The organism is Kribbella sp. CA-245084 (assembly GCF_050942355.1).
Taxonomy (GTDB): Bacteria; Actinomycetota; Actinomycetes; order Propionibacteriales; family Kribbellaceae; genus Kribbella.
The window spans coordinates 1,044,010-1,068,924 of record NZ_CP192053.1; the positions used below are offsets into that span (position 1 = coordinate 1,044,010).

At 67.2% G+C, this 24,915-nt stretch carries 27 protein-coding genes; 15 read left to right on the plus strand and 12 right to left on the minus strand.

What is annotated here, in order from left to right; genetic code table 11:
• Positions 1 to 34: 34 nt before the first annotated feature.
• On the plus strand, positions 35 to 991 hold the full coding sequence (locus ACQPYH_RS05280; RefSeq protein ID WP_432887382.1) for an asparaginase: 957 nt from the start codon (positions 35 to 37) through the stop codon (positions 989 to 991).
• An 82-nt stretch (positions 992 to 1,073) separates the two neighbouring features.
• Here ACQPYH_RS05280 and ACQPYH_RS05285 read toward each other — a convergent pair whose 3' ends face one another.
• A complete protein-coding gene (locus ACQPYH_RS05285; RefSeq protein ID WP_432887385.1) occupies positions 1,074 to 1,709 on the minus strand; it encodes a TetR/AcrR family transcriptional regulator in 636 nt (211 codons plus the stop codon).
• A gap of 269 nt (positions 1,710 to 1,978) precedes the next feature.
• Here ACQPYH_RS05285 and typA point away from each other — a divergent pair, with 269 nt between their 5' ends.
• The 3 genes from typA to ACQPYH_RS05300 all read left to right on the plus strand — a co-directional run bounded on the left by typA (position 1,979) and on the right by ACQPYH_RS05300 (position 6,317).
• Entirely contained in the window at positions 1,979 to 3,841 is a 1,863-nt protein-coding gene (gene typA / locus ACQPYH_RS05290; protein ID WP_432887388.1) for a translational GTPase TypA, read from the plus strand.
• 28 nt (positions 3,842 to 3,869) lie between these two features.
• The gene (locus ACQPYH_RS05295) at positions 3,870 to 5,525 is read left to right on the plus strand and encodes a glutamate--tRNA ligase (protein WP_432887390.1); all 1,656 of its coding nucleotides are present in this window, start codon (positions 3,870 to 3,872) and stop codon (positions 5,523 to 5,525) included.
• Between the two features lie 204 nt (positions 5,526 to 5,729).
• On the plus strand, positions 5,730 to 6,317 hold the full coding sequence (locus ACQPYH_RS05300) for a L,D-transpeptidase (RefSeq protein ID WP_432887393.1): 588 nt from the start codon (positions 5,730 to 5,732) through the stop codon (positions 6,315 to 6,317).
• A gap of 29 nt (positions 6,318 to 6,346) precedes the next feature.
• Here the strand turns inward: ACQPYH_RS05300 and ACQPYH_RS05305 are convergent, their stop codons facing one another.
• Both ACQPYH_RS05305 and ACQPYH_RS05310 read right to left on the minus strand, forming a co-directional pair.
• Positions 6,347 to 6,850 carry a macro domain-containing protein gene (locus ACQPYH_RS05305; protein WP_432887396.1) on the minus strand — a complete coding sequence of 168 codons (504 nt, stop codon included), beginning with the start codon at positions 6,848 to 6,850 and terminating at the stop codon, positions 6,347 to 6,349.
• Positions 6,851 to 6,861: 11 nt separating this feature from the next.
• Positions 6,862 to 7,713 carry a haloalkane dehalogenase gene (locus ACQPYH_RS05310; protein ID WP_432887399.1) on the minus strand — a complete coding sequence of 284 codons (852 nt, stop codon included), beginning with the start codon at positions 7,711 to 7,713 and terminating at the stop codon, positions 6,862 to 6,864.
• A 90-nt stretch (positions 7,714 to 7,803) separates the two neighbouring features.
• On the opposite strand from ACQPYH_RS05310, the gene ACQPYH_RS05315 reads away from it, so the two are divergent.
• A complete protein-coding gene (locus ACQPYH_RS05315; RefSeq protein ID WP_432887402.1) occupies positions 7,804 to 8,595 on the plus strand; it encodes a L,D-transpeptidase family protein in 792 nt (263 codons plus the stop codon).
• Positions 8,596 to 8,769: 174 nt separating this feature from the next.
• Here ACQPYH_RS05315 and ACQPYH_RS05320 read toward each other — a convergent pair whose 3' ends face one another.
• The 5 genes from ACQPYH_RS05320 to ACQPYH_RS05340 all read right to left on the minus strand — a co-directional run bounded on the left by ACQPYH_RS05320 (position 8,770) and on the right by ACQPYH_RS05340 (position 12,212).
• On the minus strand, positions 8,770 to 9,111 hold the full coding sequence (locus ACQPYH_RS05320; protein WP_130446311.1) for a DUF2516 family protein: 342 nt from the start codon (positions 9,109 to 9,111) through the stop codon (positions 8,770 to 8,772).
• Between the two features lie 113 nt (positions 9,112 to 9,224).
• Positions 9,225 to 9,746 (minus strand): hypothetical protein, encoded by a 522-nt coding sequence (locus tag ACQPYH_RS05325; RefSeq protein WP_432887405.1) that lies wholly within the window; start codon positions 9,744 to 9,746, stop codon positions 9,225 to 9,227.
• Between the two features lie 32 nt (positions 9,747 to 9,778).
• A complete protein-coding gene (locus tag ACQPYH_RS05330; RefSeq protein ID WP_432887408.1) occupies positions 9,779 to 10,207 on the minus strand; it encodes a helix-turn-helix domain-containing protein in 429 nt (142 codons plus the stop codon).
• Positions 10,208 to 10,288: 81 nt separating this feature from the next.
• Positions 10,289 to 11,035 (minus strand): SDR family oxidoreductase, encoded by a 747-nt coding sequence (locus tag ACQPYH_RS05335; protein ID WP_432887411.1) that lies wholly within the window; start codon positions 11,033 to 11,035, stop codon positions 10,289 to 10,291.
• Between the two features lie 91 nt (positions 11,036 to 11,126).
• Positions 11,127 to 12,212 carry a hypothetical protein gene (locus tag ACQPYH_RS05340; protein WP_432887414.1) on the minus strand — a complete coding sequence of 362 codons (1,086 nt, stop codon included), beginning with the start codon at positions 12,210 to 12,212 and terminating at the stop codon, positions 11,127 to 11,129.
• A 93-nt stretch (positions 12,213 to 12,305) separates the two neighbouring features.
• Between ACQPYH_RS05340 and ACQPYH_RS05345 the strand changes: the two genes are divergently transcribed.
• Positions 12,306 to 13,559 carry an amidohydrolase family protein gene (locus ACQPYH_RS05345; RefSeq protein WP_432887417.1) on the plus strand — a complete coding sequence of 418 codons (1,254 nt, stop codon included), beginning with the start codon at positions 12,306 to 12,308 and terminating at the stop codon, positions 13,557 to 13,559.
• On the opposite strand, the gene ACQPYH_RS05350 is transcribed toward ACQPYH_RS05345, so the two are convergent.
• Complete coding sequence (locus ACQPYH_RS05350) at positions 13,531 to 14,274, minus strand: SDR family oxidoreductase (protein ID WP_432887420.1); 744 nt, start codon at positions 14,272 to 14,274, stop codon at positions 13,531 to 13,533. The genes ACQPYH_RS05345 and ACQPYH_RS05350 overlap by 29 nt on opposite strands.
• 127 nt (positions 14,275 to 14,401) lie before the next feature.
• Here ACQPYH_RS05350 and ACQPYH_RS05355 point away from each other — a divergent pair, with 127 nt between their 5' ends.
• The 6 genes from ACQPYH_RS05355 to ACQPYH_RS05380 all read left to right on the plus strand — a co-directional run bounded on the left by ACQPYH_RS05355 (position 14,402) and on the right by ACQPYH_RS05380 (position 19,216).
• Positions 14,402 to 15,280, plus strand: coding sequence for a helix-turn-helix transcriptional regulator (locus ACQPYH_RS05355; protein ID WP_432887423.1), 879 nt, complete (start codon positions 14,402 to 14,404; stop codon positions 15,278 to 15,280).
• Between the two features lie 31 nt (positions 15,281 to 15,311).
• Entirely contained in the window at positions 15,312 to 16,562 is a 1,251-nt protein-coding gene (gene mshA, locus ACQPYH_RS05360) for a D-inositol-3-phosphate glycosyltransferase (protein ID WP_432894343.1), read from the plus strand.
• Positions 16,559 to 17,044 (plus strand): YbjN domain-containing protein, encoded by a 486-nt coding sequence (locus ACQPYH_RS05365; protein WP_432887426.1) that lies wholly within the window; start codon positions 16,559 to 16,561, stop codon positions 17,042 to 17,044. The genes mshA and ACQPYH_RS05365 overlap by 4 nt, the downstream gene beginning before the upstream one ends.
• Positions 17,045 to 17,054: 10 nt before the next feature.
• Entirely contained in the window at positions 17,055 to 17,801 is a 747-nt protein-coding gene (locus tag ACQPYH_RS05370; protein ID WP_432887429.1) for a phosphoglyceromutase, read from the plus strand.
• Between the two features lie 411 nt (positions 17,802 to 18,212).
• Entirely contained in the window at positions 18,213 to 18,797 is a 585-nt protein-coding gene (locus ACQPYH_RS05375) for a nucleotidyltransferase domain-containing protein (RefSeq protein WP_432887432.1), read from the plus strand.
• Positions 18,794 to 19,216, plus strand: a complete 423-nt coding sequence (locus ACQPYH_RS05380) for a hypothetical protein (RefSeq protein WP_432887435.1) — start codon at positions 18,794 to 18,796, stop codon at positions 19,214 to 19,216. The genes ACQPYH_RS05375 and ACQPYH_RS05380 overlap by 4 nt, the downstream gene beginning before the upstream one ends.
• Positions 19,217 to 19,251: 35 nt before the next feature.
• On the opposite strand, the gene ACQPYH_RS05385 is transcribed toward ACQPYH_RS05380, so the two are convergent.
• Both ACQPYH_RS05385 and ACQPYH_RS05390 read right to left on the minus strand, forming a co-directional pair.
• Positions 19,252 to 19,479 (minus strand): hypothetical protein, encoded by a 228-nt coding sequence (locus tag ACQPYH_RS05385; protein ID WP_432887438.1) that lies wholly within the window; start codon positions 19,477 to 19,479, stop codon positions 19,252 to 19,254.
• An 852-nt stretch (positions 19,480 to 20,331) separates the two neighbouring features.
• Complete coding sequence (locus tag ACQPYH_RS05390; protein WP_432887441.1) at positions 20,332 to 21,276, minus strand: hypothetical protein; 945 nt, start codon at positions 21,274 to 21,276, stop codon at positions 20,332 to 20,334.
• A gap of 768 nt (positions 21,277 to 22,044) precedes the next feature.
• On the opposite strand from ACQPYH_RS05390, the gene ACQPYH_RS05395 reads away from it, so the two are divergent.
• The 3 genes from ACQPYH_RS05395 (at position 22,045) to ACQPYH_RS05405 (ending at position 23,744) form a co-directional block, all read left to right on the plus strand.
• Positions 22,045 to 22,683, plus strand: coding sequence for a hypothetical protein (locus ACQPYH_RS05395; protein WP_432887444.1), 639 nt, complete (start codon positions 22,045 to 22,047; stop codon positions 22,681 to 22,683).
• A gap of 4 nt (positions 22,684 to 22,687) precedes the next feature.
• On the plus strand, positions 22,688 to 23,464 hold the full coding sequence (locus ACQPYH_RS05400; protein WP_432887447.1) for a hypothetical protein: 777 nt from the start codon (positions 22,688 to 22,690) through the stop codon (positions 23,462 to 23,464).
• A 151-nt stretch (positions 23,465 to 23,615) separates the two neighbouring features.
• Entirely contained in the window at positions 23,616 to 23,744 is a 129-nt protein-coding gene (locus ACQPYH_RS05405) for a hypothetical protein (RefSeq protein WP_432887450.1), read from the plus strand.
• Between the two features lie 292 nt (positions 23,745 to 24,036).
• Here ACQPYH_RS05405 and phoU read toward each other — a convergent pair whose 3' ends face one another.
• A complete protein-coding gene (gene phoU, locus ACQPYH_RS05410; protein ID WP_130446564.1) occupies positions 24,037 to 24,744 on the minus strand; it encodes a phosphate signaling complex protein PhoU in 708 nt (235 codons plus the stop codon).
• Between the last annotated feature and the right edge of the window lie 171 nt (positions 24,745 to 24,915).

A 24,915-nucleotide genomic window follows, 5' to 3' on the forward strand; every position in this document is an offset into this window, starting at 1 on the left:
GCAACACGGCGTTTTGCACCTGTACAGTTCAGCCGTGACCGAACCTGTGATCCTGGCCGACGTCGTCCGCAGCGACTTCGTCGAAGGCCACCACCGCGGCTCCGTCGTGGTGACGCGTCCCGACGGCAGTGTGGACTGGTCCGTCGGCATCGTGGACGAGCCGATGTTCCCGCGCTCGTCCAACAAGCCCATGCAGGCCCTCGGCATGCTCCGCAACGGGCTGCCGCTCACCGACGAGCTGCTCGCCCTCGCAGGCGCGTCGCACTCCGGTGAGCAGTTCCACCTGGACGGCGTACGGAAGATCCTGGCGACGGCCGGTCTCGACGAGAGCGCGCTGCTGACGCCGGTCGCGTACCCGCTGGACGACGAGACCCGGGACGCGTGGGTCAAGGCCGGTCACGGCAAGGAGCGGGTCGTGATGAACTGCTCGGGCAAGCACGCCGCGATGCTGCTCACCAGCAAGCTCAACGACTGGGACCTGAAGACGTACCGGTCGCCGGATCACCCGCTGCAGAAGGAGATCCGCACCGCGATCGAGGACACCGCCGGCGAGAAGGCGTCGTACGTCGCTGTCGACGGCTGCGGCGCGCCGATCTTCGCGCTCACTCTGTCCGGCCTGGCCCGCTCGTTCGGCCTGTTCGCCGGCGCGGCCCCGGAGACCAACGAGGGCCGGATCGCCGATGCGTTCCGCGCGCACCCGGAGTACGCCAGCGGGAGTACGCGCGACGAGGCCGAGCTGATGCGAGCCACCGAGGGCCTGTTCTGCAAGGCGGGTGCCGAGGGCGTGTACGCCGTCGGCCTCGCGGACGGCACCGGGATCGCGCTGAAGCTCGAGGACGGTACGCCGCGCGCCCGCAAGGTCGTGATGGCAGCGACCCTCCAGCGCCTCGGCATCACCAACGAGACGATCGAGAACCACCTCCACTTCGACCTCACCGGCGGCGACAACATCGTCGGCGCAGTCCGCCCCCACGCTCCGACGTTCAGCTGACCAAGGCGTGGGTCGGCGTGACTCCTGCCCCCGGTATCCTCCACCGGGGGCTTCGCAGGTACGCCGTCTGTCGTACGCGCGGTTACTTGGCGCGTAGGCGGTCGACCGGGGGCGACTGGATCGGGAGTGGCGCGATCGGGGCGGGCAGGTCGTAGCCGGCGTACAGGCGGCGGCGGATCGCCTCGAGTGGGAAGGTCTCGTGGTAGATCGCGAGCTTGACCGTCACACCCTCTAACGTTGCTCTGAGCAACATTTCCTCGACGGCGGGATCGACGGCGCCACGGGCCGCGAAGACGTCGCGGATCGCGTCCTCGACCAGCGAGAGCCGGTCGGACTTGGCCTGCTCGACGCGGGCGAACACGTCGTGCGTGGTCGGCAGCATCATCAGGCTGATCGCGAGCCGCTGGATGTGCAGCGTGGTCGCGGCCGCCATCAGGGCGCCGTCGATGATGCCGGCCAAACGTTCATCCGGTGTTCCCGGGATGGTCAGGATGCCGGCGATGCCGTCCAGCCAGCGGTCCAGGAGCTCGGCGGCGAGCTGTTCCTTGGTGGCGAAGTAGTACGAGACCAGGCCGCGGGAGACGCCCGCCGCGGTGGTGATGTCGGAGATCGAGGCGGCCTCATAGCCGTTCGCGGCGAAGACCTCCAGGGCCGCCGCCAGGATGCGTTCGCGGGAGCGTTCGCGCATCTCCTGGTTGACGGTGGCCGATCGCGGCACGGATTCCTCTCCTGGTCAGAGCCCTGAAGCGCCGGGCAACCCCCCATCGGTGTGCCCGGCGCCCCGGGGCTGACCCCCCGTGACTACGGCCCCTCCCCAGGCGCCGTCTATAGACTGGACGTCCAGTCAACAAATGTCAAAGGTCTGCCCGGTTCGTGGGACACGCGCAGTAACCGGTAGGATGGAGGCGCTGCGCCCTGTGTCGAGTGGCACGTGAACCAGCCGTAGCCACCGCCCTGAACCCACCTGACTGCTTGGAGCGCTTCCTCATGCCTGTCCGTAACGACCTGCGCAATGTCGCGATCGTGGCCCACGTCGACCACGGGAAGACCACCCTGGTCGACGCGATGCTGTGGCAGTCCGGCGCTTTCGGTGCCCACCAGCACGTCGACGAGCGGGCGATGGACTCCGGTGACCTGGAGCGTGAGAAGGGCATCACGATCCTCGCCAAGAACACCGCCGTCCGGCACAAGATGGCCAACGGCGAGCAGATGACGATCAACATCATCGACACCCCCGGCCACGCCGACTTCGGTGGTGAGGTCGAGCGCGGCCTCTCGATGGTGGACGCGATCGTGCTGCTGGTGGACGCCTCCGAGGGCCCGCTGCCGCAGACCCGGTTCGTGCTGCGCAAGGCGCTGGCCCGCAAGATGCCGGTGATCCTGGTGGTGAACAAGGTCGACCGTCCCGACGCCCGGATCTCCGAGGTCGTCGACGAGACGTACGAGCTGTTCCTCGACCTGCTCGACCACGACGCCGACCAGAGCGCGCTGGACTTCCCGGTCGTCTACGCGTCGGCGCGGGCCGGTCGTGCGTCGCTGACGCAGCCGGCCGACGGCGGGATGCCGGACTCCGAGGACCTCGAGCCGCTGTTCGAAACGATCCTGAACAACGTGCCGGCGCCGGAGTACCACGAGGACGCGCCGCTGCAGGCACACGTCACCAACCTGGACGCCTCGCCGTTCCTCGGCCGGCTCGCGCTGGTCCGGGTGCACGAGGGCACGCTGAAGAAGGGCGCGCAGGTCGCGTGGTACCGCCACGACGGCACGATCCAGAAGGTCAAGATCACCGAGCTGCTGGTCACCGAGGCGCTTGAGCGGGTGCCGGGCGACTCGGCCGGCCCGGGCGACATCGTCGCGATCGCGGGTATCCCGGAGATCATGATCGGCGACACCCTGACCGACCCGGACAACCCGAAGCCGCTGCCGCTGATCACCGTGGACGAGCCGGCCATCTCGATGACGATCGGCACGAACACCTCGCCGCTGGCCGGCCGGACCAAGGGCACCAAGGTGACCGCGCGACTGGTCAAGGACCGGCTCGACCGCGAGCTCGTCGGCAACGTCTCGCTGAAGGTGCTGCCGACCGAGCGTCCGGACGCCTGGGAGGTGCAGGGCCGTGGTGAGCTGGCGCTGGCCATCCTGGTCGAGCAGATGCGTCGCGAGGGCTACGAGCTGACCGTCGGCAAGCCGCAGGTGGTCACCCGCGAGATCGACGGCAAGCGGCACGAGCCCGTCGAGCGGCTGACGATCGACTGCCCGGAGGAGTACCTCGGGACCGTCACGCAGCTGCTCGCGGTCCGCAAGGGCCGGATGGAGCAGATGACCAACCACGGCACCGGCTGGGTCCGGATGGAGTTCTTGGTCCCGGCCCGTGGCTTGATCGGCTTCCGGACCGAGTTCCTCACCGACACCCGCGGTACGGGTATCGCCCACCACGTGTTCGAGGGGTACGAGCCGTGGTTCGGCGAGCTGCGTACCCGCCCGTCCGGCTCGCTGGTCTCGGACCGGGCCGGCGCCGCCACGTCGTACGCGATGATCAACCTGCAGGAGCGCGGCACGATGTTCGTCGAGCCGACCACCGAGGTGTACGAGGGCATGATCGTCGGCGAGAACTCGCGCTCCGACGACATGGACGTCAACATCACCAAGGAAAAGAAGATGACGAACGTCCGCTCGAACGCGGACGAGTTCGAGAAGCTGGTGCCGGCGCGCAAGCTGTCCCTCGAGCAGTCGCTGGAGTTCTGCCGCGAGGACGAGTGCGTCGAGGTCACGCCTGACGCGATCCGGATGCGCAAGGTCGCCCTCACCCAGATCGAGCGCTCCAAGCTGGGCCGCAAGAACAAGAGCTAGCCTCCAGCGAGAAGGAAGACACCGAGCCATGGTGGATCGTGCGGTTGTTGACGGGCTGTTCCCGAGCGAGCTTCCGGAGCCGGCGTACTGGGAGGGGCAGTATCCGGCGCGTGAGCTCCCCGAGGGGGCGAAGGTAACGCGATTCGGGCCTTCGCCTACGGGGTTTGTGCACATCGGCGGGATCTACACGGCGATGATCGATCGGGACGTCGCGACGGACTCCAAGGGTGTGTACCTGGTGCGCGTCGAGGACACCGACCAGGCGCGTGAGGTCGAGGGCGCGCTCGAGCAGTTCGACCGCGCCTTCGCCTACTTCCGCATCAGCTCCGACGAGGACCGGCGTCAGGGTTCGTACGGGCCGTACGTGCAGTCGCAGCGTGAGCAGATCTATCTGACCTTCGTGCGGCACCTGCTCCGGCAGGGCAAGGCGTACCTGTGTTTCGCGACCAAGGACGAGCTCGCCGACATCACCGCCCGCCAGCAGGCCGCGAAGGTCCCGACGGGGTACTACGGGAAGTACGCGCTGTGGCGCAACGCCGATCCGGCCGACGTGCAGGCGAAGCTCGACGAAGGTGTTCCGTACGTCGTGCGCTTCCGGGCGCCTGATGACGCCGACGGGCAGCGGACCAGCTTCGTCGACGCGATCCGCGGCCGGCTCGAGCACGAGGCGAATCGCAACGACGCGGTGATCCTGAAGGCGTCGGACCAGTCGCCCCGCCTTCCGACGTACCACTTCGCGCACGCGGTCGACGACCACCTGATGCGGGTGAACCTGGTGATCCGCGGCGACGAGTGGATCTCGTCGGTTCCGCTGCACCAGCAGCTGTTCGCGGCGCTCGAGTTCGAGCCGATCACCTACGCACACGTCGCGCCGCTGATGAAGCAGATCCCGGGCGGGAAGCGGAAGCTGTCGAAGCGGAAGGATCCCGAGGCCGGCGTCGACTTCTACATCGGCGCCGGGTACCCCGCTGCCGCAGTCCTGTACTACCTGCGCGGCCTGGCCAACGGCCGGCTCGCGGAGATGCCGTTGGCGGATGCGCTGACGACGCCGATCGATCTGGCCCAGTGCGGCGTTGCCGGTCCGCTCGTCGACCTGGTGAAGCTCGAAGACATCAGCGCCGACTACATCGCGACGCTCAGCGGCCAGCAGATCCTCGACGCCGTGCGCGTGTGGGCGACGGAGTACGACGCGGAGCTCGTGCCTGTGCTCGACAACGAGAAGGAGCTCGCGCTGCGGGCGCTGGCGGTCGAGCGCGACGGCGTCGAGAACCCGCGCAAGGACCTGCGCAAGTGGTCGGACTTCCGCTCGGCGTACGGCTTCTTCTTCACCGAGCTGTTCGTCCCGGTCGACGGTCCGACCGACGAACGCCTGGTCCCGCTCGGCGTCGCGCCGGACGTCACCACTGCCTTCGCCCGCGAGCTTGTCGATAGCTACCAGCACCTCGACGACCCGCAGGACTGGTTCAACCAGATCCGGGAGCTCGCCGCCAAGCACGGGTTCGCGCCGAACGCCAAGGAGTACAAGAAGGATCCGGATGCGTACGCCGGTTCGATCCGCGAGGCCTCGCAGCTCGTGCGCGTCGCGATCACCGGTGCGACGCGGAGTCCCGACCTGCACGCGACGGCCCAGGCGCTCGGCGCTCCAGAGGTATTGCGCCGGCTGCAAGCGCTGATCGGCAAGTAACTCCTGTGGCGTAAGTGGCTGCTGGGAAACGCGTAGGGCACGAAGTGGACACGGTGGCTCACAGCGCGCGACCGCAACTACATCGGTGTGATACATAATTCTCGGTCGCCGGTGGGGGAAGAAGTTTTGATTCGTTACCAACCAGACGCCATGCGGCGACGTCTGTCTTGTGGAAGCACTCTTTGGGGGAAGGACAAGGGAAACATGGGCATTCTGCGTAAGGTCTGCGCAACTCTGACGGCCGTTGCGTTCGTGGGCGTCGGGGCGCTTTCGGCGACCACCTCGGCTGACGCCGCGACCCAGGTTGCGGGGTCGGCGCAGAAGTCGGCCACGGCGCCGAAGCCGGCGGGTCTCCCGCCGAAGGCGGTGACGAAGGCCCCCGCCTCGTCCACCAGCAAGCTCATCGCCAAGTACAAGATCGACCGGCGATGCGTCACCAAGGGCCGGGTCCTCTGCATCAACAAGAAGACCCGCAAGCTGGTGTACCTGGTGAACGGCAAGCCGATCCAGGTCATGGACGTCCGGTTCGGCGCGATGAAGACGCCGACCCGCAGCGGCGTCTTCAAGGTCTACCGCAAGTCGAAGAACCACGTCTCTTCGCTGTACCACTCGAAGATGCCGTACGCGATGTTCTTCAGCGGCGGTCAGGCCGTGCACTACTCGTCGGACTTCAAGGCCCGCGGCTACAACGGCGCCTCGCACGGCTGCGTCAACGTCCGCGACAAGAACAAGATCGCCTGGGTGTTCGCCCGGGTCCACGTCGGCGACAAGGTTGTCGTCTACAGCAAGTGAGCTGAGCGTTCAGGACGGCGGCCGGGGAGCTACTCCCCGGCCGCTGTCGCGTTCCGGAACGCCTTGTACAGCCGCGGCTCCACCAGACAGAAGGTGCCCTGGGCAACATTTGTCGGCGTACGGCGCAACGTCTCGACAGCGATGTCCGCCGCGGACTGCGCCGGCCACCCGTAGATCCCGGCCGAGACCGCCGGCAGCGTCATCGTCTTCGCGCCGAGCTCGTCCGCGATCCGCAACGCGTTGCGGTAGCAGGACTCGAGCAGCGCCGGATCCCGTTGCCCTGCGAGGTAGTTGGGCCCGACCACATGGATCACGTACGACGCCGGTAGCGCGCCGGCCGTCGTCCACACCGCCGTACCTGTGGGTGTGCCGTTCGGGTACCGCTCGATCAGCTCCGCGAGGATCTCGCGACCACCGGCCCGATGGATCGCGCCGTCGACGCCACCACCGCCGCGCAACGCGTGATGAGCAGCGTTCACGATCGCATCCGCGGGCACCGTGGTGATGTCCGCCGTACTCAGCACAATCTCCATCGCCCTCTCCTTCAGCAGCCCGGAATCCAGTCGAGGAGCGCATCGGCGATCTCGCCGGCAGAATCCTCCGGCAGGAAGTGCGATCCGGCGACGGTGACCTCACGCTGGTTCGGCCAGCGCCGGCACTGTTCGCGGAGCGGCCCGGTGAGCAGCGCGCCGGGATCACCGTTGATGAAGAGCTTTGGTACCCGCGTCTCGGCCATCCACGCGGCGTTTGCGGCGACGATCTCGTGTACGTCGGGCGGGGTGCCGTCGATCGGGATCTCGCGGGCCCAGGTCAGGGTCGGGCGGCGGCCCTCACCGGGTTCGGCGAACGGTGCGCGGTACGCCGCGAGCTCGTCGGCGGTCAGATCGCGGAGTACGCCGCTCGGGAGGACGGTCTCCACGAACACGTTCTGCTGCAGCACAAGCTCTTCGCCCTCGGGGCTGCGGAGGCGGCGGAACAGTTCCGGCGCCGGTGCGTTCGGACTGTCCCAGGTGACCGGGGCGACCAGGGTCTCGAGGTATGCGATCCCGCGTACGGCGTCGGGGTGCCGCCGGGCCCAGTCGGTCGCGAGTACGCCGCCCCAGTCGTGGCCGACGAGGATCACCTCGCTAGTCAGCCCGAGCGCGTCGAAGAACCGGTCGAGGTACAGCTGGTGGTCGACGAAGCGGTACCGGCCAGTGGGCGACGGACCCGAGCGGCCCATCCCGGCCAGGTCGGGTGCGATGCAGCGGGCGATCGCAGACGCCGGTCCCAGGACATCGCGCCACAGGTACGACGACGTGGGATTCCCGTGCAGGAAAACGACCGGAGGACCGCTGCCGCTCTCGCGGTAGGCGATCCGGGCGCCGACGTCCACGGAGCTGGGCACGGTCTCCATGAGTGCTTCCTCCGGTACGCTAGGCCAACCAAATGACCGGTGAGGACGTCCTACAAGTGTAGGGACGCGGTCTATCCAGAGGGGTGTCCGATGCGTGGGCTGATCATTCGCAAGGCGCTGAGCACGCTGATCGTGGGCGGCGTGATTGCGACACTCCTGAGTTCCGGAACGACCGCGACGGCGACCGGTTCTGATCTGAAGACCGTGCCGTTCGAGGTCAGCGGCGAGCTGCCGATCTACCCGAAGGCGCTGTGGAAGAACGGCTCCAGCGGGACCAACGTCCGCAAGGTCGAGGCGCGCCTGGTGCAGCTGAAGCTGCTCGAGAAGAAGTACCTCGACGACGACTTCGGCACGATGACCCGGTCCGCGGTGAAGAAGTTCCAGAAGTCCAAGGGCATCCCCGAGCTCGGGTACGTCGACCAGAACACGCTGGACCAGCTGGCCAAGGTCACCCATGTGCCGACCCAGACCGAGCTGTATCCGCCGGCGCCGGTGGTGAACGGCAAGAAGCTCGACGCGCGGTGCGCGACCGGTGTGGCGCTGTGCATCGACAAGTCCACCCGCAAGCTGCGGTACGTCGTCGACGGCGTCGTGAAGATGCAGATGGACGTCCGCTTCGGCGCCGTCAAGACCGCGACCCGCGAGGGCAGCTTCACGGTCGGCTGGAAGAGCCGGAACCACGTCTCGAAGCTGTACGACTCGAAGATGCCGTTCGCGATGTTCTTCAGCGGCGGCCAGGCGGTGCACTACTCGTCGGACTTCGCGGCGCGCGGTTACAACGGCGCGTCCCACGGCTGCGTGAACGTCCGTGACCTCGCCAAGATCAAGGTCCTCTTCGACGAGGTCCACGTCGGCGACAAGGTCATCGTCTACCGCTCGTAGGTCGCCGCCCCGCCCCGCCGCAGGACGGTCGACCGACGCCGGAGGTTGACACAGTTAGTGGTGGGTTGGAACAAGGTATTGCCTGTTCCGACCCACCACTAACTGTGTAAGCCTCCGGCGAGCTGCGCGCGGTGGGGCGTCGCGGCGGGGCGGTGGAGCGAGTGCGGGGGTGGGTTAGAGCGGGCGGGGTCCGCGGCGGCGACGCACGCCCCAGCCGCCTCGGCCGCGACCGGTGGCGGCGCGGAGAGCTGGGCGGGCGTCGACCAGGTAGACGGCGGACGCGACGATGCCGATCAGGCCGAAGAAGCTCAGCCAGCCCTGGAAGAACTGACTCAGCGTGAACACGACCAGGATCAGCACCCAGCCCGGCTTGGTCAGCTTGTCGGCGGCGATGAACACTGCCCGCGGCCGGAACGCCGCGTCGAGCAGCGCGACCAGCTTGAGAACAAGCAGCACCCACCAGATGACCGACAGCGGATCGCCGAACCCGGGGATCAGGTTCTGGAAGGTGATCATGCTACGAGCCTAGCTGACAGACCGGGCGGTCCACCTCTGCTGAGTCGCAGCTGTGGACCGCCCGGGCGAGGATTCACGCAAACAATCGGTGAACTGTCACCGTCAGTGGTGGGTCAGTCGCCGATCTTGTCGGCGGCGGACCCGGCAGCCTTACCGGCCGCCTTCGCGGTCTTGCGGGCGCTGGTCGCGGTCGCCTTCACGGTGCGGGTCGCGGTCTCGGCGGTCTTCTTCACCGTGGTCCGGGTCGCCTTGGCCTTGCTGACCGTGGACTTCGCCTGGGTCTCCAGGTCCTCGGTGGCCTGCTGGTGGCGGATCCGCTCGACCAGGTCCTTGCCGCGGCCGGCCAGGTCCTCGTAGGTCTCCTCGGCCTGGCCGAGAACGGTGGTGAAGCCGACCTGCGCGGTCTTCGGCAGCTCGCGCAGCTTGGCCGGAGCGGTCCGCGCGTCGGCGACAATCGCCTCGAAGCGCTTGTTCAGCTCGGTCTGGGCCTTGGTGAGCTCGGTCTGCAGGGTCTTCTGGTCCAGCTTGGCGAACCGGGCGGTGACGTCCTCGCTGATCGCGCGGAACTTCTCGACCGCGAGGTCGCCGGCGCCGGCGATCGCGTAGAACGGGGTAACAGGCGTACGGGTAGCCATCAGGCTTCTCCTCGGGGTGTCTTCAGCAGGTTTCAGTCAGTACTGCGCTTGCGGGCGGAGGTCTTCTTCGCCGGGGCCTCTTCCGGGGCGGCGTTCTCCCGGACGAACGACGTGTACACGTCCAGCAGGACGCGCTTCTGCCGCTCGTTCAGCGCGGGGTCGAGCAGGACGGCGTCGACCACGCCAGAGGCCTGTCGGCCCTCCTCGTTGTCGTCCGGATCGAGGATGCCGGCCCGCACGTACAGAGTCTCCGCAGAGATCCGCAACGCCTTCGCGAGCTGCTGCAGCACCTCGGCCGACGGTTTGCGCAGGCCGCGCTCGATTTGGCTCAAGTACGGGTTCGACACACCGGCCAGGTCCGACAACTGCCGCAACGACAACTGCGCTTGCCGCCGCTGCTCGGCGAGGTACTCCCCAACGGAGCCCACCGCCCCAGCTGCACGATCACTCAACCTGGCCATGCGTCCAGTGTGCTAGCAAGCTGCTTGCAATTGCAAGCAGACCGGCCGTGAGGCGGCTCACGTGAGGGATTTACGGACGAGCTACTGCTCGCGGAAGACCTTGTGCTGGGCGGCCTGGGCTCGGGGGCGGACCGTGATGCGGTCGAGGTTCACGTGGGGCGGGCGGGTTGCGACGTACGTGACGATATCGGCGATGTCGTCGGCGGTGAGGGGCTCGCGGACGCCGGCGTACACGGCGTCGGCCTTGGCCTGGTCGCCGCCGAAGCGGGTCAGGGCGAAGCCTTCGCTCTGCACCATGCCCGGTGCGATCTCGGTGACGCGGACCGGCTGGTCCCAGAGCTCGAGGCGCAGGGTGTCTACGACGGCCTTGGCGCCGTGCTTGGCGGCGACGTACCCTCCGCCGCCTTCGTACGCGACCTGGCCGGCTGTCGAGCCCATCACGATGATCGTGCCGCGGCCCGCGATAAGGGCCGGGAGCAACGACTTTGTGACGGCCGCGACGGCGATCACGTTCACCTCGAACATCCGTCGCCAGGCGTCGAGGTCCGCGTCGGCGATCGGCTCGAAGCCGAACGCGCCGCCGGCGTTGTTCACCAGCACCTGCAGTTCGTCTCCGACTGCTGCGGTCAATGCGGCGATGTCGTCGGCCGACGTGACGTCGCACTGCACGGCGCGGCCGTCGATCTCCTTGGCCAGCGTCTCGATCCGATCGAGCCGACGTGCGGCGCAGATGACCTCGAACCCGGCCCGGGCGAGGTACCGCGCCGACGCGGCTCCGATCCCACTACTAGCTCCGGTCACGACGGCAAGAGGACGCTCGGAAGTCATAACCCGAGTCTCTCAAACCCACTGGTCACGACAGACGGCCGTCTCAGCCCGCCATCGGCCTCCATACCATACAGTTTGGTATGCCCTGTGCTCAGACGCGGGCAGCTGGCGGCGGGGTCGGCTGGGTCGCCGGGTTCGGCTCGAGTGCCGGGGTCGGCTGGGTCGCCTGGGTCGCCGGGGCCGGCTCGAGTCCCGGGGTCGCCGGGGTCGGCTGGAGCGGCTCGACGGGCGGGGTGCGGTGGGCGGTGGTGAGGACGGCGGTGAGGGCCACGAGGCTGATCGCGGCGACGCCGGCGAGCATGCCCAGTGTCTTCAGGTCTGGGTGGATTAGCGCCTGGCCGCGGAAGGCCTGCACCGTGACGGTTGCCATTAGGCCGGCGTACGCGAAGGCGGCGACGGCGATGAGGCGGGCTCGGACTCGCTCGGGGCGGAGCCAGGGGAGGCGGCCGGCGAGGAGGTGGAGGACTAGCAGGGTGATGAGTAGGAAGTGGATTGCGTGGAGGCCGACGAAGTGTGGGATGCGTAGGTCGCCGCCAACGGTGCTCCAGTGGGTGAGCGGCATTCCGGGCCCCCCGGGCTCGACGCCGATGCCGTGGCTGCCGGCGAGGGTGACGGGGTGGCCGTAGGCGTCGGTGACCTGCTGGCGATCGGTGTTGGCGCCGACCAGGTAGAACGCGATGCCCATCCCGGCGACCGCGAGCCCGAGGCCGATCCGGATCGCCCGGTTCATCGGGGCGTCGCCGACGCGCTGGAACAGCAGCATGATCGCGACTACCAGGCTCGCGCCGAACAGCCCGAGGACGCCGGACATGAAGACCTTCTGCCCGACCTGGTTGAACGTGTCGGCGTTGTCGTTGAAGTGGCTGAACGTCCCACGCGCAGCCTGTACGGCGATGAACCCGACGTCGACGATCCCGGTGACCGCGAACACCGTGCCGGTCCACCAGCCGAAGCGCTTCGCCTTCCGCAGCTTCGACAGCAGCCAGGCCAGCGTCGCGCCGTACAGGACGAACGAGATGCCGAACTTGAACGGCTTGAGCCATACGGACTCGTTGAGGATCTCCCGGTTGTCGACCGCGAGGCCGATCCCCGACGCGACGACGAGACCCATCATGGCGAGCACCATCAGCATGAGAGGACGGTGCCAGGACTTGGCTTGCTCGAGGACTGTACGCATGTGATCCATGCTTTCGGCGCGGAGACCGCAGCACAGTGGGGCGAATCCGCCAACTCAGGTAGGGATAAACCCACCCTGAGAGAGACTCCGGGTATGACCAGGGTTGCGTTGCAGGCAGCGCGGATCTTCGATGGCGAACGACTCCTCGACGAGACCGTCGTGCTCGTGGACGACGGCAAGGTGGTCGGTGTCGCACGGGAGGTTCCGTCGGACTGGCCGGTTCGCGAGGTGCCGGGTGGGACGATCCTGCCTGGATTAGTCGATGCCCATGTCCACCTGACCGCCGACGGAGGCGCCGGTGCGCTGGATCGGCTGGGCGTTTCGCCTGCCGAGGCGGAGAAGCCTGAGTACGCCGACGCGATCGGCGCCACGATCGAGCAGTCGCTCCGGATCCACCTCGCCGCCGGCGTCACCACCGTCCGCGACCTCGGCGACCCCCACGACGCCGTACTCCGCTGGCGGCAGGCCGCAGCTCCCGGCGCGGGCGCTCCGACTGCCGTCGGCTCGGGCGCTGGTCCTGGCCTGCCCAGAGTGGTTGCGTCGGGCGTTCCGCTGACGAGCGTTCGCGGACATTGCTGGGCTTTCGGCGGCGAGGTGTCCGGACCCGACGAAATGCGTGCCGCCGTGCGCGCCCGGGCCGACCGCGGCGCGGACGTCATCAAGATCATGGCGAGTGGCGGCGTACTCACCCCGGGCAGCGACACGATGAGCCCGCAGTTCGCGCTCGAAGAGCTCCAAGCTGCCACCGACGCAGCCCACGAATGCGGTCTGCCGATCACCGCCCACGCTCACGCGCTCAAAGCCGTTCAGCAGGCATTGGCGGTTGGGGTCGACGGCATCGAGCACTGCACTTGTCTGACTCCTGAAGGGGCAGTCGTCGACGACGAGCTCGGTGCGGCGATTGCTGCGGAAGGGATCGCCGTCTGCGGCACGCTCGGCTCGGACCGCTCGATCGTCGTACCGCCCGCAGTCCTGGAACTGGTGGCGAAAGCCGGGATCGGAGAGGCCATCCTGCAGGAGGCCGTCCGCCGCCTCTACGCAGCAGGAGTCCGGCTGGTGGCCGGCTCCGACGGCGGGATCGGCCCCGCGAAACCGCACGGCCTCCTCCCCGCTACGCTCGCCGAGTACGTCGAGGCCGGCATCCCACCCATCGCGGCCCTCACAGCCGGTACGTCGTCCGCCGCGGATGCACTCCGCGTCCAGAAAGGTCGCATCCGAACCGGTGCGGACGCGGATCTCCTCGTCGTACCAGGCAATCCCACCGAAGACATCACAACGTTGGCCACGCCAACGGCTGTCTACCTTGCCGGGCAGGACGTCACGCCTGACGCGTCGGCAGCGCGATGATCTGACGCAGGTTGACCTCGCGCCGCCGGCTTACCGCGAACGTCACCACATCCGCGATGTCGTCCGCGGCAAGCGGCCCGATCTGCTCGTTCATCGACGCGATCAGATCCTGCCCGGAGCTGTCCAGGTGCGTCGCGAGTTCGGTGTCGGTCAGCCCTGGCTCGACGTTGGTGACCCGGACGTCGTACGGCGCGAAGTCCGCGCGGAGCGACGTCGACAGCTGAGTCAACGCAGCCTTGGTCGCCCCGTACACGGCGTACCCAGGGAAGACCACGTGCGCGCCGATCGACGAGATGTTCACCAGATCGGCGGTCCGCCCTTCGCCGGCGGCCGCGATCAGATCGGGCGTGAACGCCTGGACCAGCCGCAGTACGCCGGTGACGTTGGTGTCGATCATCCGGGTCCAGTCGTCGAGCCGGCCGTCCGCGATCGGGGCAGCGAGCATCACTCCGGCGGCGTTCACGACCAGATCCGGCCGCCCGAGCCGCTCGTGGATCTGCTGGACGCCGGCATCGACCGAGGCCTGCGACGTGACGTCGAGGCTGACTCCGATCGCCCGCGACCCGAGCTTCCCGGCCAGGTCGTCGAGCCGGTCCTGCCGCCGTGCTACCAGTGCGACCGAGGCGCCCGCATCGGCCAATTGGGTGGCGATCGCAGCCCCGATTCCGCTGGCAGCGCCGGTGACGACAGCAATGCGGCCGGTGAGATCAGTCATGGTGTTCCTCCAGGTTTGGGTTGATGTCACCGATCCTGGAGCGGTCGCCGTGACTTACCCAGGTGTCTGTTGAGCCTGGTTCTGGCAGGACCAGGTTGCGATCCGGGCCGCCCTGGATACTGGAGGCATGGATCGTCGAGCGGAGCTGACCGAATTCCTCAAGTCGCGCAGGGCCCGGGTGCAGCCCGAGGACCTCGGACTGAAGGTGTTCAACGGCCGGCGCCGCGTCCCCGGGCTGCGCCGCGAGGAGCTCGCGCAGGCGGCCGGGGTGAGCGCCGACTACTACGTCCGGTTCGAGCAGGGCCGGGCCGAGAACGTCTCGCAGGAGATCCTCGACGCGGTCGCCGACGTACTGAGTCTGACCGACGACGAGCGCAAACACCTTGCCCTGTTGGCGAAACCGGCCCGCCGCAGGGTACGACGCCGTACGGCGGAACGCATGCGTCCCGGCTTGCAACGGCTGCTGGACTCGATGCCCGACGTACCGGCATTCGTCCTCGGCCGCCGGATGGACGTGCTCGGATGGAACCGGCTGGCCGCGGCCCTGATCGCCGACTTCGACGGCCTCGAGCTGAAGGATCGCAACATCCCGCGGATGGTGTTCCTCGACCCGGCGACGCGCGACTTCTACCCGCAGTGGGAGACGGTCGCGGACGAGACCGTCGGCTACCTGCGGATGTACGCCGGCCGTTACCCGGACGACCCGGAGCTCGCCGAGCTCGTCGGTGAGCTGTCCATCCGCAGCCCGGAGTTCCGCGAGCACTGGGCGCGGCACGACGTGAAGGACAAGACGTTCGGCACGAAGACGCAGCACCACCCGATCGTGGGCGACATCACTGTGCAGTACGAGACGCTGCAGCCGCCGGGCGAACCGGATCAGCTGCTCGTCACGTACACCGTCGAGCCCGGATCGACGTCCGAGCAGAATCTCCGTCTGCTCGCCAGCTGGACGGCCGCGGATAGGGAGGATTCCCGATTCCCGGCGGAAAGCCCGGAGTTACCCTGACTCCGTGAATAAACCCCTCCGGCGGGTCGCGATGATCAGCCTGCACACGTCGCCGCTCGACCAGCCGGGGACCGGGGACGCCGGCGGGATGAACGTCTACGTCGTCGAGCTGTCCAAGCAGCTGGCCGGCCTCGGGATCGAGGTCGACGTGTTCACCCGCGCGACCGCGTCGGTGCTCCCGGCCCGGGTCGAGCTGCTGCCCGGGGTGGTGGTCCGCAACGTCGCCGCCGGACCGTACGAAGGCCTGACGAAGAACGAACTCCCGTCCCAGCTGTGCACGTTCGCCCGAGCCGTACTGCGCGCCGAGGCGATCCACGAGCCCGGCTGGTACGACGTGATCCACTCGCACTACTGGCTCTCTGGCCAGGTCGGCCTCCTCGCCCGCGACCGGTGGGCGGTCCCGCTGGTGCACACGATGCACACGATGGCCAAGGTCAAGAACGCCAGCCTGGCAGAGGACGACGTACCGGAACCTGCTGCGCGATTGCTCGGCGAGGAGCAGGTCGTGGAGTCCGCGGATCGTCTGCTCGCCAACACATCTGATGAAGCACACGAACTGATCGACCTGTACGGGGCGCAGCCGGCGAAGGTCGGGGTCGTCAATCCTGGCGTGGATCTGGAGCTGTTCAGTCCGGGTTCGCAGGCGGCCGCCCGCGAGGAAGTTGGTTTGCCGGCGGATGCCGTCGTACTGGCATTCGTCGGTCGGATCCAGCCGTTGAAGGCGCCTGACCTGCTGATCCGGGCGGCTGCGCGGATGCTGGAGCGGGATCCTTCGCTGCGCTCGAGGCTGGTGGTCGCGATCATCGGCGGGCCGTCGGGGAACGGGATGGAGCATCCCGAGTCGCACGCCGAGTTGGCGCGGGCGCTCGGTATCGACGCTGTAGTGCGATTCGTGAAGCCGATGGAGCGCGCGCGGTTGGCTTCGTGGTACCGCGCGGCCTCGGTCGTCTGCGTTCCGTCGTACTCGGAGTCCTTCGGGCTGGTCGCCTTGGAGGCTCAGGCCTGCGGTACGCCGGTTGTCGCCGCGGCTGTGGGCGGTCTGAGTACTGCGGTGGTGGACGGGCGGACCGGATACCTCGTCCGCGGGCACCGGGTCGACGACTTCGCCGACGCGCTGGCCCGGATCGCGACGGATCCGGCCACTCGCGAGAGCATGAGCACCGCGGCGGTCAAGCACGCGCAGGGATTCGGCTGGGAAGTGACCGCCCGCAAGACGCTGGCGGCGTACGGAACCGCAGCGGACACGATGGCGGCTGATATCGCCGCGGAGGTGGCCGGGTGAGAGTTGCAGCGGCGGACGTGATCCGCCAGGTGCTGACCGAGAACGAGATCGAGTTCACCGAGAAGGACGGCGCGTTCACCGCGGATCTGCCGGGAGAGCGGAAGCTGAAGACGACCGTCACGCTGACGGTCGGTGCGCAGGCGGTCCAGGTCCATGCTTTCGTGGCCCGGCACCCGGACGAGAACCACGAGGCCGTGTACCGCTGGCTGCTCGAGCGGAACCTGAAGATGTACGGCGTCGCGTTCGCGGTCGATCATGTCGGCGACATCCACCTGGACGGGCGCGTCCCGCTGCACGCGATCACGCCCGTTGAGGTCGATCGATTGCTCGGTGCGGTGCTCGAGTACGCCGATACGTCCTTCAACACGATCCTCGAACTGGGCTTCGCATCGTCGATCCGGCGCGAGTACGACTGGCGAGTCGCGCGCGGTGAATCCACCCGAAACCTGGACGCGTTCAAGGGCTGGTTGGAGCCTCGATAGACTCACAGCCATGACCTATCGCCTGATCCTGCTCCGCCACGGCCACAGCGACTGGAACGCCAAGAACCTCTTCACCGGCTGGGTCGATGTCGACCTGAACGCGCAGGGTGTCGAGGAGGCGCAGCGCGGTGGCGAGCTGCTCCGCGACCGCGATCTGCTCCCCGACGTACTGCACACCTCGGTGCTGACCCGGGCGATCCGCACCGCGAACATCGCGCTCGAGGTCGCCGATCGCCAGTGGATCGACGTACGGCGCTCCTGGCGGCTGAACGAGCGGCACTACGGCGGCCTGCAGGGCAAGGACAAGAAGCAGACCCTCGAGGAGCTCGGCGAGGAGCAGTTCATGCTGTTCCGCCGTTCGTACGACACCCCGCCGCCGGCGATCGAGCGCGGCTCGGAGTACGACCAGGCCGGCGACGCACGGTACGCCGGACTCCCGTCCGAGCTGCTGCCCGCGACCGAGTGCCTGAAGGACGTCGTCGAGCGGATGCTGCCCTACTGGTACGACGCGATCGTCCCCGACCTCCGCGCCAACAAGACCGTCCTGGTCGCCGCCCACGGCAACAGCCTCCGCGCCCTGGTCAAGCACCTCGACAACCTCGACGAGCAGACCGTCGTGGGCCTCAACATCCCCACCGGCATCCCCCTGTACTACGAACTCGACGACGACTTCAACCCGCTCACCCCCGGCGGCGAATACCTGGACCCCGAAGCCGCCAAAGCCTCCATCGAAGCCGTCAAGAACCAGGGCCGCTAAACACCTCCCAGCCGCGCCGACCAAAGGACACCCCTCCGGCGCGGCTGCCCTATTGCCGGCTCCGCCGGAGAGCGCGACCGCTCCACCAGCAACTTGTCCCGGCGTGGGCTACTGCAGTTCGCCGGGGAAGGACACGCCTTCGGCGCGGCTGTTCTATTGCCGGCTTCGCCGGAGAGCGTGTTACGCCAGTGGGACGGAACTCCGGCGCAGGTGCGACGCAGCCCGCAACCTGGCATGACGTAGAGGGCTCTCTGCTTCAGCTGAGGCTTGAACGGCGTCGCACTATAGTACGGATATCCCGACTATAGTGGGGATATCCGTACTATAGTCGGGATGCTTCGTCGTTCGGAGGGAGCCGATATGGACCTCGCCCGGCCGATCAGCACACTGGTGCCGACACTGGATGGTGCTGTGCTGGCGGTGCTCGCTCGTACGACCCAACCGCTCACCGGGCGGCGGGTTCATCAGCTTGCGGAGGCTGGTAGCGAGTCTGGCGTGCGCAAGGTGCTCAACAGGCTCGCAGATACCGGGCTGGTGACGACCACACTCGCCGGGCAGAGCATGCTGTACGCGCTGAATCGCAAGCATCTGGCTGCCGATGCCGTCCTCGACCTCGTCTCGTTGCGCGGCAAGCTGATCCGCAACCTCGCCGAAGTTGTCCAGCAGTGGGAAGAATTGCCAGTTCATGCCAGCCTCTTCGGTTCCGTGGCCCGAGGCGAAGGCGATCTCGACAGCGACATCGACCTTCTCGTTGTGCATGCCGAGGGTGAGTCGCCGACCGTCATGGCGGATCAGATCGCCTTGTTGGGCGAGCAGGTTCACCAGTGGACGGGCAATTTCCTGCAGACCTACGCGATCAGCACCGACGAGCTCGCCAACCATCTCCGAGCCGGTGAGCCGATGGTGAACGAGTGGCTCCGCGACTGCATCACAGTTTACGGCCCTGACTTCCGCCGCATCCACACCGAGATCGCCAAGGAGGTGATGGGTCGATGAGGGCGGCTAAGGGACGAAGCGAAGACTGCAATCGAGCCCAGGCCCACGTTCGACTGAACCAGGCGCGGGCGTTCCTCGATGTCGCTGAGTTGGTCGAGGGCGAGGACAACGACCTCTCCACCGAGCACGTCTCCGCCGCCCTGGCAGTTCTCGCCGGAATTGCCGCAGCGGATGCTGCTTGCTGCGCGGCGCTCGGGACCCGGTCGCGCGGCCAAGATCATCGCCAGGCCTTGGTCCTGGTCGCTCAGGCCGGTTCCGACGGCAAAGCGATGTCTCGAGCGCTGAGCCAGCTGCTCGACCTCAAGGACAACGCGCATTACGGAATGGTGTTCGTCAGTCCGGGGCAGGTGAAGAAGGCTGTGCGGCAGGCCAGGATCCTCGTGGCCGGCGCCTCGAAGCTCTTGACCGACCAAAGCTGATGTGACGATCAGAGCCTGTCTGCCGTCCTAGATGCTTAAGAACTCGGGCCGTCGAGTGGTTTGGTTCGGAGATCGGTGAGGCGGGCTTGGAGGGTCGGGTGGTTGGCCAGGGCCTCTGCGTTTGCCTCGAGGAGGTCGCGTTCGGTGCGGAGGAGGTCTTTCATCCGCTGTTCGACCTCTGCCAGGTGGGCCTTCAGTTCCGTGGGCGTAAGCGTGGAGACGTCGGTGTTGACCAGGCGGTCGGTCTCGGAGGCGTCTGTCATGCAGTGACGATATCCGGCGCCGGAGAAACGAGTAGCGCCGGCAACCATCCGAGCGCTCCGGGGTCAGCACGCCCGCCACGGGTGGTCAAGCACTGCTTTCCAAGCTAGGAGCCAGGCGACCAGAGGATGTACTTCTCGCCGGTTCCGATGTCTGAGACGGCGTCGCACAAAGGTACGGATATCCCCACAATAGTGGGGATATCCGTACTTTTGTCGGGATGCATCAGCGTCCGCAGGCCAGCGAGCCGATCTCCGCGCCGCGGCGAAGCCGGTAGAAGACAGCCGTGGTGTCGGCCTCTGCTCGACGGCCAGATGTAGTTGCTGCGCCGGAGTGTCCGTCCGTCAGAACTATTTCGCGCCCAGCGGAGCCGGTGAAGGGTAGTCGGGCGGCAGATGTGTCGCTTACCAGGGCGAGTTGGGCTGGTGCGCCTGGAATCTCAGCCTGCTGGTGTGTCCCGGCGGGAGCCGGCAAGAAGGCAGCCGCGCCGGAGGCGTGTCCTTGGGACCGGGCGGCTGCTGGACTGCACATCCGTCCGGCAGCGTGATCCGCGCTCCGGCGGAGCCGGCAAAGGGCAGTCGCGCCGGAGGCGTGTCGTCTTGCGAGGTGGGTCAGTTGTTGCGCTGGACCTCGGCCGGGGATGCGTTCGCGCTCCCGGCGGAGCCGGCAATAGAACAGTCGCGCCGTAGGCGTGTCGTTTACGAGACCGGTTCAGTTGGTGCGCTGGGACCTCGGCCCGGTGGCGCAACGTGCTCTCCGGCGGAGCCGGCAATGGGCAGCCGCGCCGTAGGCGTGTCGTTTCAACGGAACAGCCCTCGGCAACCAGGTGGTTGCCGAGGGCTGTTTGGTTGGAGTTACTCGGCGACGAGTTGGTCGTAGTACGACGCCTCGCGGACGGTGTCGACGCCGTTGAAGACGACGTCGTGGATCGGGCCGTAGCCGGTCAGTGCGGTGGCCGCGCCGTTGGCCTTGCTCATGGCGTAGAGGGTGCCGGTCTGGGTGTTGTTGTCGACGCCGACGATCAGCAGGCCGCCGCGGCTACCGCAGTTCTCGACGACCAGCGACTCGAAGTTCTGCCAACCGCCGGTGCGGATCCGCTTGAGGATCGGCTTGGTCGAGGCGGCGGTCGGGATCCGCACGGTCCACAGCGCGCCGGCCGTGGTGGTCATCAGCAGGGTGTCGTACGCCGCGTTCTCGCTGATAACGGTCATCGTCTTGAAGCCCTTGAAGCCCGGGAACGAGCCGTACGACTTGATGCCGGCGCCGACGATCGAGTACCGGTACAGGCTGCCGTTGCTGTTCAGGCCGTACAGGAACGAGTGGCGGGCGTTGTAGGTGTTGAGGTTCGACGTGGCGATCGTCTTGAAGGTCGTCCAGCCGCCGCCGACCTTCTTGAAGGTCGCAAGCGGGGCGCGGCCGTCCTCGTAGATGTACGTCGTGTGCCGGTAGAGGTTCCCGCCCTGCAGCAGCAGGCCGTAGTAGTAGAACTGGGTGAGCGCGGCGTTCGACGCCAGGTACCACGATGCGTTGGCGCGGGTTCCGACGAACTTGAACGCGTCGTACTGCAACCCCTCCGCCGGCCGTCCGGCGATCACGTCGGCCTCCGACACGGTGCCTGCCGCGCCGGGGAAGGCGGTCGAGACCAAGCAGGCCGAGCCGGCTTTGGTGGTGTTTGTCTGCTTGGTCCGGTCGGACCAGGGCTTCGAGTCGGTCGTACCGGCGGTGGCCGGCGCGGACACGACGGACGCAGCGAGCAGGCCCATCCCTGCCATCGCGAGGGCGAGTCGTTGCAGTCTCATGGGCGGTTCCTCTTTCACGAAAAGTGTCCTCGGGCGGATGCCGAGTTCAGGTCACTTCCGTCCCATCGCGCGCCGCATACCCGGCGTTACGTCGATCACCGGACGTGACCGGATCGAGATCCACTTCGAGAACACCTGAAAGAGCGGGCCGGATCAGCGCCGCAGCCGGCGCTTAGGTGGGGCCGTCGGCCTTGAATGCTGGTCCTCGCCTGCCGTCACCGGCAGATCGGTGGCTGTCACGTCGATGGGCCGCTTCGCACGTTGGCGCACGGAGCGCGATCTTCCAGATGGCCGCGGTCGGGCCTAACCGACACAGCCTCCCGCCGCTTGCCTTCGCGTCGCGTGGGCCACGCGGGATGCATCCTGACGCCCCCCGCCCCCCGCCCGGACGGCAGGCGTTTGAGTGGTCAAGGGGATCATCCGTCCGCTGCAGCTTCGAATGATCATCAGGACATGCATGACAGACGCCAGATGCCATGAAGTAACGCATCCGATCTATGAAAGTGCAGCTCAGTGCGGTTTCGGTCTCATGGATGAGAATCGATGAACGAGTAGCCGTTCCCATGAATCAGCATGCCATCCTCCGTCTAGAGCGGATCAGACAACATTGAGGATCGCAATTATGCGTTTGACCTGCGCGAATGCTGGTCTATGAAGATGGGAAGTCAACCAATGGCATCGCTACATGCGTGTTCAAACATGTCATAGCATTGCGCATCACCGTTTAGCTGCGTAGTGTGAGGCTTTGTACGACTTGGGAGGTCGCGGATGGAGACGAGCGAGGTACTCAAGAAGGCGTGGGCGGCCGTCAAAGAGGCGGACCTGCCCGAGAAGATCCATGAGGTGGCCTTCCGTGAAGCGGTGCGCTTAGAAACGCCTGTCCAGCAGGGAATGGGACAGGGACCGGCTGGGTCGGGAAAGCCGGCCGGCGGGTCCGGCGGTCCGGGCGGAAGCGGTCGCACCGGTGGCTCCGGCTCGGGAGGTGGGCCGAAGTCGTCGGAAGGTGACATCACGTTGAGCGAGGGTGAACTGCTGTCCAAGGTCGTCGAGCACACTGGTGCCGATCTCGGCATGCTGGAGAATCTGGTCCACCTCGACGAGGGCAACCTGCGGGTCAGCCTGCCCGGCCTCAAGTTGGGGAAGAGTAACGCCGACCGTGCTCGCACGATCGCGCATCTGTTCACCATCATCCGGGGATTCGGCCTGGACGAGGATGGGACCTCCGTCGAGTTGGTCCGCAATGAGGCGCAGCGGCTCAAGTGCTACGACTCAGCCAACTTCTCGTCGCAGTTGAACTCGCTTGCGGGCTTCGTGATCACCGGCTCGGGAAGCAACCGCCGGATCCGCGCGAAGACCGGCGGGATCCAGGAGTTCCCGAACCTGGTGATCAAGCTCTCGGGTGAATGACGCCATGACGATGCTCGATTCCGCGCAGGCTCTGGGTCACCTTCCCGAGAGCCTGCGCGGTGAGCTGCTCGCGGAGTACGGCGGCATCGCTAAGAACTTCTCTCGACGCGAGTGGCGTGTGGCCGAACTCAACGGTGGCAGATTCAGCGAGATCGTGTACTCAATCCTGAGGGGTCACGTGGACGGCTCGTACCCCGACACCGCGTACAAGCCGGACGATTTTCCGTCGGCGTGCCGCAATCTGGGTAAGGCCGACAAGGCCACCTTCCCGCAGTCAGTGCGCCTCGGCATCCCGAGGGTTCTCGTCGGGCTCTACGACATCCGAAACAACCGCGACGTCGGACATGTCGGTGGTGACGTCGACGCCAACCACATGGACGCTTCGTACGTTCTGTACGCGGCTCAGTGGGTCATGGCCGAACTGGTCAGACTCTTTCACGACACTGAGGTTGTAGTCGCGACCGAGGTGGTTGACGCGCTGGTCGATCGCACGGTGCCGATGATCTGGGAGGTCGCCGGAAGGCGTCGGATCCTCCAGCCGAGCATGAAGTTGGCGGACAAGACGCTCCTGCTCCTGTACGGCTCGATTACCGGGGTCAATGACACGGTTCTGGCGAGCGATCTCAAGCACGCGCGGCTGCGCGACTACAAGAAGGTGCTTCGCTCACTCGATGCGCAAGTGATGGTCGAATATGACGAGGAGTCCGGGCTGGTCTCCATCTCGCCGCTCGGGGAGATCTACGTCCAGGACAAGTTGCTGCCGTCGTTGAGCCCGGCGTAGGGCGAGCAGACCGACCAGGGCCATGACGGCGGGCTGTGCCGCCTCGTCCGACTGACGAACCGACTCTGCCGGCGAAGAGACGACAGATAGTCGCACCGAATGCGCATCCCCTCGATGCAGGTTCACGGGTTCCTGGCGGAGCCTCGGCGCTGTGCTGCGTTCCGCGCCCACGGAGCCTGCAGAGACGGTGGCGCCGTGGCATGCCTTCCGCCTGCTGCAGCTGCTCGTCGGGTCCATCCGCCGCTGGACGTTGCGCCCCGGTGAAGCAGGCAACAAGTGAGCCGCCGGAGGCGCGTCCTTGCGTGCGAGCGGGAGTTGCTCGCCGAGTGCGGTGGTGCGGCAGGACGGTCCGCGCCCCCGGCGGAGCCGGCAATAAGTGAGCCGCGCCGAAGGCGCGTCCTTTGCCTGCGGGATGCAGTTGCCTGCGCCGAGGCGAGTGCTTGCCGTGCGGTTCGCGCTCCCCGGCGGAGCCGGCAAAAGGCAGTCGCGCCGAAGGCGTGTCCTTTCGACGTCCTCACAGTACAAAAGCCCCCGGCAACCGATGGTTGCCGGGGGCTACAGAAATCGGAGGGTCAGTTGCCGTTCGGGTTCGGGGTGGAGGCGCCGGCGCCGGAGCCGGCTGCGGTGCCGCCGATGGCTACCGGGAGTTCGCCGGTGACCAGGTAGACGACGCGGCGGGCCATGGCTACCGCGTGGTCGGAGATGCGCTCGTAGTAGCGGCTGAGGAGGGCCATGTCGACGGCCACCTCGACGCCGTGCGGCCAGGCGTTGTCCATCATCAGGCGGAACTGGTTGGAGCGGAGCTTGTCCATCTCGTCGTCGCTGGCCTCGAGCTTGCCGGCGGCCTCGACGTCGCGGGACGCGATCACGTCACCGGCCGCGTCGACCATTTTGCCGGCGACCGAGCCCATCGACTCGATCACGTCGTGCAGCTCGGTGGGGATCGCGGGAGCCGGGTAGCGCATCCGGGCGATCTTCGAGACGTGTGCGGCCAGGTCGCCCATCCGCTCCAGGTCGGCGACCATGCGCAGCGCGGCGACGAGCATCCGCAGCTCGTTGGCGACCGGCGACTGCCGGGCCATCAGCTCGAAGACCTTCTCCTCCACGCCTTCACCGGCGGCATCGAGCTGGATGTCGGCCGCGATGACCTCCTCGGCCCTGCGGATGTCGGCCTCCAGCAGCGCGGAGGTCGACCGGCGTACGGCGGTGGACACCGTCCGCGTCATCCGTTCCAGTTCGGCGAGGATGTCGTCGAGCTGCTCGTGGTAGGTGTCGCGCATTGTGTTCGAATCCGATCTGTGGTGTCCGATACCGCCGTGGACGAGGTCGACAGCACATGCCAAGTATCCGCCCACAGGTGACCGTATGCCGTCGAGGTTGCCGGACGGCGACGAGTGGTGAACGACCGATGAACAGTTAGGTCGTGTCCCGGTCATCCGGTGCTCATTCGG

Excerpts from the sequence above, each read along its gene's own strand:
- ACQPYH_RS05355 (WP_432887423.1), top strand. The coding sequence starts at position 14,402 with ATGGATCGTCGAGCGGAGCTGACCGAATTCCTCAAGTCGCGCAGGGCC.
- ACQPYH_RS05390 (WP_432887441.1), bottom strand. The coding sequence starts at position 21,276 with ATGAGACTGCAACGACTCGCCCTCGCGATGGCAGGGATGGGCCTGCTC.
- ACQPYH_RS05325 (WP_432887405.1), bottom strand. The coding sequence starts at position 9,746 with ATGGCTACCCGTACGCCTGTTACCCCGTTCTACGCGATCGCCGGCGCC.
- typA (WP_432887388.1), top strand. The coding sequence starts at position 1,979 with ATGCCTGTCCGTAACGACCTGCGCAATGTCGCGATCGTGGCCCACGTC.
- ACQPYH_RS05295 (WP_432887390.1), top strand. The coding sequence starts at position 3,870 with ATGGTGGATCGTGCGGTTGTTGACGGGCTGTTCCCGAGCGAGCTTCCG.
- phoU (WP_130446564.1), bottom strand. The coding sequence starts at position 24,744 with ATGCGCGACACCTACCACGAGCAGCTCGACGACATCCTCGCCGAACTG.
- ACQPYH_RS05380 (WP_432887435.1), top strand. The coding sequence starts at position 18,794 with ATGAGGGCGGCTAAGGGACGAAGCGAAGACTGCAATCGAGCCCAGGCC.
- ACQPYH_RS05350 (WP_432887420.1), bottom strand. The coding sequence starts at position 14,274 with ATGACTGATCTCACCGGCCGCATTGCTGTCGTCACCGGCGCTGCCAGC.
- ACQPYH_RS05315 (WP_432887402.1), top strand. The coding sequence starts at position 7,804 with ATGCGTGGGCTGATCATTCGCAAGGCGCTGAGCACGCTGATCGTGGGC.
- ACQPYH_RS05330 (WP_432887408.1), bottom strand. The coding sequence starts at position 10,207 with ATGGCCAGGTTGAGTGATCGTGCAGCTGGGGCGGTGGGCTCCGTTGGG.
- ACQPYH_RS05320 (WP_130446311.1), bottom strand. The coding sequence starts at position 9,111 with ATGATCACCTTCCAGAACCTGATCCCCGGGTTCGGCGATCCGCTGTCG.
- ACQPYH_RS05400 (WP_432887447.1), top strand. The coding sequence starts at position 22,688 with ATGACGATGCTCGATTCCGCGCAGGCTCTGGGTCACCTTCCCGAGAGC.
- ACQPYH_RS05395 (WP_432887444.1), top strand. The coding sequence starts at position 22,045 with ATGGAGACGAGCGAGGTACTCAAGAAGGCGTGGGCGGCCGTCAAAGAG.
- ACQPYH_RS05385 (WP_432887438.1), bottom strand. The coding sequence starts at position 19,479 with ATGACAGACGCCTCCGAGACCGACCGCCTGGTCAACACCGACGTCTCC.
- ACQPYH_RS05310 (WP_432887399.1), bottom strand. The coding sequence starts at position 7,713 with ATGGAGACCGTGCCCAGCTCCGTGGACGTCGGCGCCCGGATCGCCTAC.
- ACQPYH_RS05300 (WP_432887393.1), top strand. The coding sequence starts at position 5,730 with ATGGGCATTCTGCGTAAGGTCTGCGCAACTCTGACGGCCGTTGCGTTC.
- ACQPYH_RS05340 (WP_432887414.1), bottom strand. The coding sequence starts at position 12,212 with ATGCGTACAGTCCTCGAGCAAGCCAAGTCCTGGCACCGTCCTCTCATG.
- mshA (WP_432894343.1), top strand. The coding sequence starts at position 15,312 with ATGATCAGCCTGCACACGTCGCCGCTCGACCAGCCGGGGACCGGGGAC.
- ACQPYH_RS05370 (WP_432887429.1), top strand. The coding sequence starts at position 17,055 with ATGACCTATCGCCTGATCCTGCTCCGCCACGGCCACAGCGACTGGAAC.
- ACQPYH_RS05335 (WP_432887411.1), bottom strand. The coding sequence starts at position 11,035 with ATGACTTCCGAGCGTCCTCTTGCCGTCGTGACCGGAGCTAGTAGTGGG.
- ACQPYH_RS05345 (WP_432887417.1), top strand. The coding sequence starts at position 12,306 with ATGACCAGGGTTGCGTTGCAGGCAGCGCGGATCTTCGATGGCGAACGA.
- ACQPYH_RS05305 (WP_432887396.1), bottom strand. The coding sequence starts at position 6,850 with ATGGAGATTGTGCTGAGTACGGCGGACATCACCACGGTGCCCGCGGAT.